The sequence below is a fragment of the Endozoicomonas sp. ISHI1 genome, from assembly GCF_024606225.1.
GTDB lineage: Bacteria > Pseudomonadota > Gammaproteobacteria > Pseudomonadales > Endozoicomonadaceae > Endozoicomonas_A.
Genome location: NZ_JAGRPU010000041.1, coordinates 12,454 through 26,610, shown reverse-complemented (window position 1 = coordinate 26,610; position 14,157 = coordinate 12,454). Strand labels below are relative to the sequence as shown.

The 14,157-nt window shown below is 47.8% G+C and carries 2 protein-coding genes; both read left to right on the top strand.

Annotated elements, in window-relative coordinates; genetic code table 11:
* Positions 1-38 precede the first annotated feature (38 nt).
* Positions 39-6,704, top strand: a complete 6,666-nt coding sequence (locus KBW69_RS19600; protein WP_257281957.1) for a hypothetical protein — start codon at positions 39-41, stop codon at positions 6,702-6,704.
* A 188-nt stretch (positions 6,705-6,892) separates the two neighbouring features.
* Complete coding sequence (locus KBW69_RS19595) at positions 6,893-14,035, top strand: hypothetical protein (protein WP_257281956.1); 7,143 nt, start codon at positions 6,893-6,895, stop codon at positions 14,033-14,035.
* Positions 14,036-14,157: the final 122 nt, after the last annotated feature.

The following is a 14,157-nucleotide window of genomic DNA, read 5'->3' as shown; positions in this document are numbered from 1 at the left end:
TGCACGGTAATAAAAGTACTCAGCTCCAAGGTAACAGAATGACACATGCCCGCCCCAATGCCATAAGCCTTGCAGTGGCTATTGCCATCAGCACTTCCATCATTAGTACAGAGGCACTGGCCGGTTTCAGGCTGGAGACAAAATCTGTCGATATTCCGGTCAATGGACATGTGGAGTTTACCCAGAGCGAGATCATAGTTCAGCCAACTTTAGGTGATGATCTGCAGCCAATACCCAAATCCATTACCACCACCTACCCTGACCAGACTCAAGTCAGAGCAGACTATCACGTTCCTTCTGAAGGCTTCACAGACGCGCTTTCTGGCATCGGTGTTGGCGTTTCCAGTGTTGATCTGTTTGAAACAGACGAGAATGATGTTGCTCAGAAGTACACCAAAGTCCTCAAGGTCGGTAATGAGGGAGTCTTCAGATTCACCCATAACCTTGCAGAAAAGAAACTGGTCATTGAAGTCAGAGAAGGAATGACGAGTCAGGATTCAATAAAGGCTGTTCGTCATCAATCAGGTGACATCGAACCATTGGAACCGTTAACGAAAATCGCCAGCCCCAAACGGCTGGTCGGAGTACTGAAAGGAGCCAATGAAAGAGCAGGAAGCCTTGGCGAAGTTGATCGCTATGTCGCCCTTGCCACCATTAAAGTAGACAAAATTGAAGTGAACGGGCGCACCTTTATGCTTCTTATGACTACAGGCGATCAGACTCCTGAACTGCAACGTCTGGGTCAATCGCTCTTCATCAATGATGAAGTGCTTTTGGCAGCAGCCACCTCTGCCTACACCCAGGTTCATGTTCTGGAGGAAGGTTTACAACAGAAAGCCCTGAATGATCTGTTGTCATACTATAAACCTGTCAGCTATGTTGAACACATCGAGGGTGAGACACAGACTTATCCTGTGCCTGCGGGTTATCCAAAACTGGAAGTGACCGGGGCTACGGGAGAAGCTATTGTTTTCCATCATCTGAAACAGAATCCGACCGACCTCGCTTTTGTGGAAGGCCTCTATAAACTCCTGGTAAAAGATTTCGCTAATAACCCCATTCCTTCAACAACCACACAGGTAAAAAAAGATAAGGTCAAAGGCTACCAGTACGTCATTCGAAACAGGCAAATGGAACTGCTGGAGGAGTTAGCTGTACAGCAAGATGCTCTACTTAGCAAAGCTAAACTGATTACGCTGACATACTATGAATCTATCCAGCAGGCATTAACCAGCGCTACTCCAGACAAAGCCGATGAATTTGAATTCACAACAGCACACATCAGATTGGCTTTATCAGTTGCCACGCCAACCTGGATGCATTCTCAACTGGTAAAATACTTCGGTTTCAAACCCGTCATTAAAAATTTTCTGACCAGTCAGCTCTTTATTCAGAATATTCAGCAAGTGGTAGCCGTTCTAAGCGGTATCAACGAAGCGCAGATCGATGCTCTTGGGGAGAACAAAAAGTTTGCTTCCAAAGTCACGGGCGACATGGCCGGACAGCTGATTGAGATAGAAAGCGAGCTGAAAGAGCAGCAACAGACAACAGAACTCAAACTCGTCCAGCTCAGAAAGGAGATGAAACTCTTAACGGAGACAATTGTTGATAGTCACCAGAAAATATACAGATCACTTCAGCTCAGGCAACGAGTTGAGAATGAGTTTCTACAGACTCTTAAAGTGATGGCAGGACTGCAACAGCTGTCACATAAACTTCAGCAGGAAGTCGAAGGCATTCCAAGGCTGGAACAACAAGTTCTTGATGCCAGAGCAGATGCCACAATAGCTCGCAACATTCAAATGGCGGCGGAGCTTGGTATTGACAACTGGGATGATACCCAGCCACTGGCAGAACAAGCCAGAATCATCAGAAAAAAAACGAATGAAATCTACAGAGCGGTGTCTGCAACAGAGCCCGCAAAAGGACAGTCCGATGAGGCTCTGAATACAAAATTGGCAGCCATTGAAGGCCATTTCGGTATTACTCCGATCGATGAAAATGATCGGGTTGCCCGCATTGAGTCCATTCAACAGCTTGTGCAACTAAGGGCAGAACTAGCCTTTAAGCCCTACCACGAACTGTCCGCTATCATTGGAGATCGGCCCGTTCCGCCCCCGGTTAGTGAAAATCAACTGCGAGCCCTTTGCCTCACTATTTTGGACTACGATGTCCAGCAATACAATATACAGCAGCAACTTGAGGCCTTTCAGCACCAACTGGCGAATCAACAAGAGCAAGAAAAACAGCAAAACCGGTTACAGAAACTTCAGCAGGAAGTCGAACAAATTCCAAAGCTGGAACAACCCGTTCGTGATGCCAGAGCAGGTGCCAAAATAGCTCGCAACATCCAAATGGCAGCAGAGCTTGGAATTGATAACTGGGATGATACCCAGCCACTGGAAGAGCAAGCCAGGCTCATCAGCCTGAAAACTCAGGAAATCAAGCAGGTAGCCGAGGTCGATCAGGAATATCTTCAGCAACAGAGCACCGGAACAGAAGCTCAAAAAATAGCTGCAACCATTGCCGCGCATTTAAACATCAAGGATTTTGATCGCGGTGCAGATATTGAGACTCAACAAAAACTTCTGATTCAGAGCATTCAGAAACTGAATGCTCAACGCGAAACATTGGACGTTCATCAAGAACGGATCCTTCAGAGAGTTCAGGAACTGAATGCTCAAAGCGATATTGACATAACTTACGACAAACTCATGCGAAATGCTTTGGCAGTGCTTTATGGTAAGAAACAGCCTGAAGACAGCACATTGGGGGATCAGATCACACTGATAGAAGCAATACATGAGAATGTAAACAAGCTTGCCAGTATGGAAGAAGAACTGGAAGACATCAGAACACCGGGGCACCCCATAACCAGGCCCGAAGTACTTGATAAACTAAGTGTCGTCGAAGAAGCACTGGAAATGGGTGATCCCGACAGCGAAGACGATGAGTATTACCGTCGTCAGGCCATTTCCGGGAGGATGCAGACAGCCATCACAGAAGCCAGACAGAAGGCTCAGGAAGAGACGCAGAATCTGCTGAAAACCGTAGAAGCAATGCTCAAAATCGAAGTCAATGAAGGAGATGACAAGGCAAAACGACTTGACAGGATTCTTACCAGACTTGACAGCGATGATGTCACCGAAAAAATGCTGGATGATATAAATAATGCACTCTGGGAAGAAGACTTCACCACTGAATACGAAAAAAGAAAAGTTAAACTTGACAGGCTTCACTGGCGCCTGAGCCTCTATGTCGAAGACGAGGATTTTCGAATCACAAGACAACAGGAACAGATGCTTATAGCTGTAGAGGACGCGCTGCTTATCGACAAGAGGGAAAACATTGCTGCCAAGGAAAGAGCCAGAGACCTGGTTGCTAAACTGGCCGATGATCTGAAAATAGAATTTGAAAAAGATGCCAGCCTGAATGAACAGAGGGTTGTTCTAAGAGCCGGATTTCGGACATTAAATTCCGAACTGAGCAAACCCTATGATGATGAAGGCATCATAAGAGAAAGAAATAATGAAATGGCATTGCGCCTTGTCATTCTGGACTATAAAGAGGATGCCCCTGCAGATGATCAGATCAATCTCATTAAAGAAACACTCGAACAGCGGTATATAGCCGTTTTTAAAGCGTGTCAGCCTATGGTTGAAGAGCGTATTGCAGCCATTGAGAATGAGCTTGACAGGCAAATGGCTCGCCTGGGACCTAAACCCCGATACGTTCTTGATCGTGAGCTAGCCAGAGCCAGAGAAGACACAGAAGAAGCTGAAAAGGAACTGGAGGAACTTCATCGCAAACTGGATGCTATTCATCTTAAACAAGTGGTATTAGCAGAGTCTGCTGACGTCCCCCCCGACAGGGATAAAATCATTAAGGCTCTCAATGGGGCAATCAAACACATTCATGCCAGGTTGGGCCTGAGTCAGGCTGATAATCAAATCCTTGAAGACTTATTAAACGACATCGAACGTTATTTTCAGAAAAGCAAATACTATTCACAAAGCGAAGTTGGCGTCATTCAACAGCTGTGGACTACCGTTAGTGTTACGAAAATCCCTTTTGAGTTTGACCGTGATAACCATTTAAATGTAGGCAATTACATTAATGCCATCAGAGAATATGCAGCCTCCCATGATCGAAATGAAGGCGATGAAGCATTGGGTGAACTGCCCGAAACCAGGAAAAAGTACACTCAGATCACGAAATTCCTGCATGAGCACGAGGCGAGAGAAATGGCATTGGCCTATGCACAAGATGAACAAAAGCAAACACAACTGGAGCTGAACAGTAAAAATCAGGCGATAGAGCACTCCAAAGGCATCGATCCGAAAACCAAAACCAAACTTGAGCAAGATAGAGAAGTGCTGGATTTAGTCCTGAGACAGAAAAAAGCAAAAACATCAAAAGCACAAGAAGCTCTGAAGGCCCATGAAGCGAATCTTGCAGCCATTGAAGACGACATAGGTCATAAGCCAGACCCTGCTGCCCGCTTTGCTGACCGGGTGGAAGCCGTGAAAAACAAACAGTTACAACTGGGTGGGAACGATGGCACTGGCGGCAAGATCCTGCAACTGACCCAAAAAAAGAAAAGTCTAAAAAGTGAAGTAGAAGGCAAAAAAGCGGAATTAGAGATATTAAGGGAAGCTCTGAGGGCTGCAGAGTATGCCGTTGAAAACGAGGGTGGTCCCTTCCAGTACACGCCGAAACAGGTAAAAATACTGGCCGATTTGCACGCCTTCATACGGGCGCATCCTCTCAAGAAACAGGCTCTGGAAGCTGTCATTGGTCTGGCAAAGTCAGCAGAACTGAGCGGTAAGCCAATACCCAATCTACTGGCTTTTGACTTGGACGATGAATTTGCACCGATTCGCTTACAGGCAGAGGTTGGGGACGATCTGACGTTTAATCAGGCCAGTCGGATGGTGGAAGTCTTCAAGAATCTGAAGACAATGCAATTCACGTTTGAGCCTCTGGAAGATCAGTCTCAGAATCCTTTGGAAGCAGTCCAGAAGCTGGCGGACAGGGCAAGAACTCACATTAAAAGCGGGCCACAACAATACGACGATGAAATCCTCGGCATGGGCGAAGCCGCTATTCACTTCGTCGAGCATGAACCGGGGGACCTGAAGAGCTTCTCGGAATATTTCGCTACCTATTCTGCCAGTGGCAACAGGATCGTCGCTCTGCTGCGTGAAGGTCTGATCAGCAAGTTTGAACTTGAAAACTACATGAAGGCCGTCAGAGGTGTCGACGGATATCAGACAGTGGATGAATTTGAGCACTTCCTGGGTTATAAACAGGGCGTCAGGGTGCCTGAGTTCAGGAAGGTTGTCCGGATGCTGTCCGACAAGGGTTTTGAGGAATTTATTCAGAATGCCTTTACTCCTGTGACCATGACCGCCACCAGCCCGGCAGGTATGAAAGAGTCTGTTGCCGGCATGAAAGAGTACGCTGCTGCGGTCATCGCCAACTACGTTCTTGACGATATTGCCTTTGATAACGGCCGCAGGACGGCAGCATTCCTGACCAATGTTCAGGATACCCTGACACCTTATGCCAATGCTGCTGGCATGCCTGAAACAGCCCTGATCAAGATTATCCATGACACATTGATGCAGGCTCATGCCGCAGCGGTTGAGCGACAGCTCAATGACTACTGGGTTAAACCTTCAGCCTTTCTGGCACAGGCGGTCACCTGGTACTTCTCCAGCTACAAACCTTTACTGGTGACCCGGACCGCTCTGGAGGCTGTCAGTCAGTCCCTCTCAAACATGGCGTTCCTCTACCTTCTGGACCTGACCAACAGGGGCGATTACACGCACAGGATGCTCACACCCTTCCAGCACTGGCTGGAACGCTACAGTGTTGATCCTGACCGAACCCGCCAATATGCCTACCACAGTGGCATTGAAAAAATCTCTGAAGTGGGTGGGCTGGCAATGCCATTAGGCAAGGCCGCTTCCTCAGCCATTCTGCTGAGAACCGGCTCCATGCTGTTTGCCCGACAATACAACGCCAACCCGCATATGTATCACAGTATTTCCCGTCTGGTTCCCGAAATGTTGAAATCCATGGCTACCGGGCAAGGAGTTCAGGTACCACTGCTGCACAGGATCACACCAGAAAAAGTGAAAACCCTGGCCTCGGCCACAGCCGGTCTCGTGCTGGGTCCGGTAGCCACGGCCGGAACGTACGCCCACGGTCTGGTATCCGGGTTTACCTATGCGCAAACCTTCGGATTCGCCCTGGTGTCGAGTCTCGGTTTCGACTTTTTTATGAACGACAACAAGATCCTCACTCAGTGGCTGGGCGGACCTCTGGGCCGGAGTCTTGACAAACTTAATCGCTGGAGAGGCGTAGGTGAAACGGAATCTGAGTATGTGAAACGCACTGCCATTGCCACGCCTCAGCACTTCAATGAAACGGATGAAGAGTATGACAACCGTGTTAAAACAAACAACATGACACATGGCTGGATGCGTAAGGAAAATTATCTTCAGTTCCGTGAACGACGTGATCGCACCATGAAGATGTATGAGCATGGCTGGGAAAAATACTTCAGGGACAATGTACCTAAATGGTCATTCTCCCACGCAGACAGTATTCCTTACTCTTACACTCTGGGTACCTTCTACGAATGGCAGAACAGCGGTAATAGCAGAGCCACCGGGTCTATATTTTATTGGCACTGAACTTTGCCACTGTTCATTAAATTCGCTCAATAGCTTACCGGTTTTGCCACCGTGAACTAAATTCACTCGGCAGCCTACCGGAGCAACCATGGGCGATTAACAGCCATGAACAGTTAAAAGTCGCTTCTTCGCCCGGTGTGGCAATCAACTTCCACGTTAATAAAAGTGCTCAACTCTGAGGTAATAGAATGAGAAATGCTCGTCCTAATGCATTGAGCCTTGCAGTGGCCATTGCCATCAGCTCTTCCATCCTAAGTACACAGGCACTGGCCGCTCGCAAGCTGCAGACAAAATCTGCTGATATTCTGGACAATGGACATGCGGAGTTTACCCAGAGTGAGGTCATGGTTCGGCCAACTTTAGATCTTGACGAGCAGCCAATACCTAAATCCTTTACAACCACCTACAATTATCGGCCTCTGAAAAATGAGGACTCTACCCTTCCCTTGAGCTTTACAGAAATTCTTTATGGTATTGACGGTGCCGTTTCCAGTGTTGATCAGTTTGAAACAGACAAGAATGGCGTTGCTCAGAAATACACCAAAGACCTGTACGTGGGCGATGAGGGTGTCTTCAGGTTCACTCATAACCTTGCAGAAAAGAAACTGGTCATTGAAGTCAGAGGCGGAATGACTGATAAGGACGTAGTCAGGGTTGTTCGTGGTCAATCAAGTGGCATTCTGTCATTAGAACCGATGACGAAAATCGCCGGACCCGGAGAACTGGCTGACGTGCTGGACATTGTCGCTACCCTGGCAGGAAGCCTCGGCGCAGACGATCACTATGTTCCCCTTGCCACCATTGAAGTTGAAAAAGTTGCCGTGAATGGGCGTACCTTCATGCGTCTTATCGCTTCGGGCGATCAGCCCCCTGAACTGCAGCAACTGGGTCAATCACTCTTTGTCAATGATGAGGCACTTCTGGCGGCAGCCACCTCTGCCTATATCCAGGTTCATCTTCTTGGAGAGGATTTACAACAGCAGGCTCTTGACGAACTGTTGGCACACTGCAAACCCATCGGCTACGTTGTCGCCGGGGACTTACAACAGCAAGTTGTTAATGAACGGTCGGCACACAGCAAACCCGTCGGCCATGTTGCATACGCAGAGGACGAGACAGCGCTTTATCCTGTGCCTGCAGGTTATCCAAAGCTGATAGTAGCAAAAGCTCCGGGGGAGATTATTGTTTTTCATGGTCAGAAGCCAAATCCCGATGATATCGCTTTTGTAGAAAACCTCTATAAACTCTGGGTCGAAGCTGAGGGTAATACCCCCGCCCCTGCTACAACATGGATTCAAAAAGACAATATCAAAGGCTATCAATACGCCATTCGAAGCAGGCAGATGGTACTGCTGGAGGAGTTTGTTACACGGTACGATGCCGGAGTTAACAAAGATCAACCGATGATGCTTACAGACGAAGACAAACTGGCTGTGCGTGCGCTTTCATACTACGAATTTCTCCAGCAGGCATTGACCAGTGCCACCCCGGCTCAGGAAGCTAACTTTGAATTCACACTGGAACACATCAGAGCCGCTTCCTCTGTCATCACGCCAACCTGGTTGCAGATTCAACTCGCAAAACACTTCAGCTTCAAGCCTGCACTTAGAGATCTTCTGATCAATCAGAATTTTGTTAAGGGTATTATGAGTCTTGTACCCGTTGTCGACGAATCACAGCTCAATGTTTTTAACCACGACGAACAGTTTGCTGCCAAAGTCGTGAGGGACATGGCCAGAAAAATAGTTAAGTGGGAAAGACAGCTGCAAGAGCACCTCGCAACAAAAAGCGAACTCATCCGGGTTAAAAACCAGTTAAAGCTTATATCGGAGACAGTCACTACCAGTGAAGAGCAAAAACTCAGAGCACTTCAACTCAGGCAACACGCTGAGGATGAGCTCGCACTGATTCGTAAAGTGGTGAAAGAACTGGAAGATCAGTCACAAAAACTTCAGCATGAAGTCGAACGAATCCCGTATCTGCAACAACAAATCCGTGATGTCAGGGAAGAAGCCAGTATAGCCTACAAGACTCAACTGGCAGAGATGCTTGGTATTGATAACTGGGATGATACCCAGCCACCGGAAGAACAAATCAGGCTTATCAGAAAAAAAATTCATGAAATCAATCAATCAGTGGCCGCAGCAGGACAGCCTGGTCCTGAAGCTCTGAAAGCACAACTGGCAGCCATTGAAGGCCAGTTCGGTATTACTCCGGTCGATGAAAACGATCTGGGTGCCCGCTGTAAGTCCATTCAACAGTATATGCAACATACGACTGAAGCGACCGATCAGGAGGAGGCCTCGCACAGACTGGCTATCGTTGAAAGTCAACTCGGTCTGGTCCCGCTCAACAAAGATGACCTGAAGGCCCGTCATCGGACCATTCAGCAGCATCTTGAACTTCAAAAAATGCTGGAACAAGAAAAAAAGAGGCTAACGAAATTTCAGCAGGAAGTCACTCGAATGCCAACGCTGATAAAAGACATTCGTGCTTCCCTGGCAGAAATCAGAGATGAGTACAATACCCAACTGGCCAATGAACTGGGTATTGATAACTGGGATGGTAGCAAGCCACCAGAAGAACAAGCCAGACTCATCAGAAAGGGCATTCATGAAATCAAAAGATCGGTTGCCGCGACAGATGCCGCAACAGATGCCGCGATAGAACAGTCTCGGGAAGAAGCCGTAAAAACAAAATTGGCAGACATTGAAAAGCAGATCGATATTACTCCAGACAATGAAAACGATCTCGGTGCCCGCTATGAGTTCATTAAACTCTGCCTGCAAGAGCAAATGCTTCAACAGACAGAGCTGATTGATGCTGTAGTCCGCAATCGTCTGAATAACATTCAACGTCAGCTCGGTTTGGTCCCGGATGTCGACACGGAGCCGGAAGCCCGATGCCGGGCCATTCAGCAGCACCTGAAGCAGTGGGCAACTGAGGATCAGAAACGTTTTCAGCAACTGAGCATCACAAAAGATACGAAAGATGCCACTGGAATCAGAGCCCGCTATGCAACCCTTGCCGCAGTCTTGAACATTCCGAATTTTGATGGCAAAGCTGATATTGACGCTCAGCAAGAACGCCTGCTTGAAAAAATTAAGACAATAAATGTTCAAATACAAATCCTGAATCAAAAACTTGCGATAACGGATGCCCAAAAAGAAATCCTGCATCGCAGAATTCAGACAATATATGAACAACAGGATATAGAGAATTCTCACACCAAAGCCAGAATATCTGCTCTTGCAGCGATCCTTGGCCTTGATCCTGGTGAGCAGAATGAAGGCATCGCGACAGCAAACCTCAATGCCCTGGAGTCAAGTGTTTATAACTCGCTTCTCAAGAATGCTGCACTGGAAGAAGAACTGAAAGACATCAACACACCAGGCCACCCCAAAGCCATGCCTGAAGTACTTCGGACACTCAGTGCCGTGGGAAAAGCTATGGGGAGAAAGAGTCACTTCAGCAATAAGGACGATGTGTATTTTCAACGTCAGGTCATTTCTGAAGACATTCGTCTATACATCAGAGAAGCCAGACAGCAATCAGAGAAAGAGGCCCGGTTCACACTGCAAACTCTGGAAGCAATACTCAAGATCAAAAGCAATGAAGTTGACAACAAAGCAACAAGGCTGGAAAGGATTCTTACAAGGCTTGATAGCGGTGATGTCTCAAATTACGAGCTGAGCAACATGGACAACTTCATCTGGTGGAAAAGTGAGAGGCCAGATATTAAAAAGAACCTGGAGAGAGATCTGAACGCGGGCCTCCTGAGGGATGATTTCGTACTTTCCAGAATTCGCGATCGTCTCAAATTTTTAGTCGAAGAATCGGATCAGCAAGCCAGAGAACAACAGGCCAATTATCTTGCCGCTCTGGAGAAAGAGCTAAATATCTACCCTCATGAAAACCCTGCTACCAAAGAAAAAAGAAAAATTTTTCTGGCTAAACTGGCTAGTGATTTACAGATAGGGTTTGCAGACGGTGCCAATCTGTCCCACCAGCAGCAGGCTCTAAGAAACAAAATTCAGGAATTAATAAGGGAACAAGTCAACGAAATCTATGACGATGAAGATCTCAAAAGAATCAGAAACAATATAATCGCTGATCAACTGAAGATTGAGAACTATAAAGGTCTAGCCAGCACAGACGAACAGAACAGTCTAATTAAGGCAAAACTTGAACATCTGAATGAAGAACTGTTCAAAGCGGGTCAGTCCGAGGTTGATGAACGTATCGCAGCCATTGAAAATGAGCTGGAAAGGCAAATGGCTCGCCTGGGGCCTAAGCCCCGGTTCGCCCTTGATCGTGATGTCGCCATGACCAAACGAGTCATTAAAAAAGCCGAAAGTGAGCTGTCAGGGGTTCATAGAAAGCTGAATAATATTCGTCGCAAACAAGTGGTCTATGTGAGTCGAACCGATGTCTACCCTGCTGTCACGGACGAAGACGAAAAGACTCTCAATCGAGCCATTAAACAAATCCAGATCGATTACGACCTGCCTGCAGGCGAAGAACAAACCACTGAAGAGCGAGTAGACGACATCAGGCACTTCCTGCGGGGAGACGGCACTGATAGACGAGATGAAGTCCTGGAGAAACTGGAAGCTGCCATCAAAAATCTTAACCTTCAGATACATGGTTACGTCGGATTAATGGAAGAAGATGATTTCTTTATTGCCATTACATCCCATACAAATACTAACGACCAGGACGAAGCCGGTTACGCATTGGGTGAACTGCCTTTAACCAGGCAAAAATACAGTCAGGTCAACCACTTCCTGCGTTTGCACGACTGGAAAAGTATGGAGGTCACTCTTGCACAGCGTGAAGAAACTAAAGTAAAAGAGAGTCTGGCTCTGAAAAAAGAGGAGCATCCTCCTTCCGGGGACATCGATGAGGAGGCTGAAGCCCTTCATAATAACGAAATAGCTATGCTGAAGTCAGAATTGGAGCATAAAAGTCAAGCTGTAGCAGAAGCGAAAAATGCTCTGGCAGGTCTTAAAGGGACTCTTGCAACCACTGAAGAAGCCGTGGAGCTTCAACCAGACTCTTCGGACACCTATGAGCACCGGGTTAATGCCCTGAGAAACAAACAGGTACAACTGGGCGGTGATGATGGTACTGGCGGCAAGATCCGGCAACTGATTCAGGAACAGGCTGATCTGCAAGCTGAGATTGAAACCAGGGAAGCAGGCATTCAGAGAATGAAAGAGGCCCTGAAGGCTGCAGAGGAAGCCGTCGAAAGTGACGGTGGTCCCTTCCAGTACACTCCGAAACAGGCAAAAGTTCTGCAGGCTATCCACAAATTCACGCAGCAGCACTCTCTCAAAAAGCAAGCTCTTGAAGCCGCAATTGGCCTGTCAGAAGTGGCAAGAAAAAGCGGTGGAATAACACCATTGCTTGAGACTTTCAATTTTGACGATGAATTTGCAGCGATTCGCATGCAGGCACTGATCGGAGACAAACTGACTTTTAAACAGGCCAGTCGGATTGTGGAAGTTTTCAGGAGCCTGAAGGCGACCTTCCCTGAATCCTCTCCCGAGCCTGTTGGAGATCAACCCGGGAATGCCCTCAAAGAAATCCAGATTCTTACGCGCAGGGCCAGGCTTGAACTAGCGACAGGGGCACAAGAATACGACGACGAAATTCGCGGCATGGGCAAAGCAGGCATTCACCACGTCAACTATGAACCAAAGGATCTGAAGAGCTTCTCGGAATACTTCGCTACCCGTTCTGCCAGTGGTAACAGGATCATCACTCTGCTGCATGAAGGTCTGATCAGCAAGGTTGAACTTGAGAACTACATGAAGGTCGTCAGAGAAATCGATGGATATCAGACAGTGGCTGAATTTGAACATTTCCTTGCCCACAAACACGGCGTCAATGTGCCACTCTTCAGGGCTAATGTCCAGATGCTATCCGACAAGGGTGTAGAGGAATTCATGCAGAGCACCTTTACTCCTGTGACTGTGACCGCCACTGGTCCAGCGGGTATGAAAGAGTCTGTTGCCGGCATGAAGGAGTACGCCGCTGCGGTCATCGCCAACTACGTTCTTGACGATATTGCCTTTGAAAACGGCCGCAAGACGGCAGCATTCCTGACTCATGTTCAAGATACCCTGACGCCTTATGCCAATGCTGTCGGCGTGTCTGAATCAGAACTGATCAAGGCCATCCACAGCACATTGATGCAGGCTCATGCCGCAGCGGTTGAGCGAGAGCTCAATGATTACTGGGTCAAACCTTCAGCCTCTCTGGCACAGATTGTCACCTGGTACTTCTCCAGCTACAAACCTCTGCTGGTGGCTCATAATGTACTGGATGCCACCATGCTATCGCTGTCAAACATGTCGTTCCTCTATCTTCTGGACCTGACCAACAGAGGTGATTACACGCACAGGATGCTCACGCCTTTCCAGCACTGGTTGGAACGCTATAGTGATGATCTTGACCGAACGCGCCAGTACGGTTTCCACAGTGAAATTGAACAACTCTCCGAAGTGGGTGGGCTGCTGATGCCATTGGGCAAGGCCGCTTCTTCGGTCATACTGCTGAAAACCGGCTCGCTTCTGTTCGCCAGGCAGCACAACGCCAACCCCCGGATGTATCGCAGCATTTTCCGCCTGGTGCCCGAAATAGTGAAATCCATGACCACCGGACAAGGGGTTCAGGTACCGCTGCTGCACAGAATCACACCTGAAAAAGTGAAAACCCTGGCCTCCGCCACAGCCGGTCTTGTGCTCGGTCCGGTAGCCACTGTCGGAGCGTACGCCCACGGTCTGGTATCCGGGTTTACCTACGCTCAAACCTTCGGATTCGCTCTGGCGTCGAGCCTTACTTTCGACTTCTTCATGAATGACAACAAAATGCTCACCCAATGGCTGGGCGGACCTCTGGGCCGAAGTCTTGACAAGATCAACCGCTGGAGAGGTGTGGGTGAAACGGAAGCGAACTATGTGAAACGTACTGCCATTGCCACGCCACAACGCTTTAATGAAACAGATGAAGAGTATTCAAAGCGTGTTAAGGCAAAGGACATGATGCATGGCTGGACGCGGAACGAGAATTATCTTCAGTTCCGCGAACGACGTGATCGCACCATGAGGATGTATGAGCATGGCTGGGAGAAATACTTCAGGGAAAATGTGCCTGAATGGTCATTCTCCCACGCAGATAGTATTCCTTACTCCTGCACTCTGGGTGTTTTCTTCGGATCAAGGACTGCAGCACCTGAAACCGCAACCGTGAAAATAGTACTGACTGATCAAAAGATTGAGAAGTCCGATCCTGATCAAGATAAGAATACCCGCAACGAACTTTGATATCAGAAAATAGTGGATGATCCCTTCATAGCCACCCAAAAGAAACCGGTATAAAGCAATACATACTGGTTTCTTTCAGACCATACCATCGATTAAACCCTGTCAGAGGCTATCTTGGAAGC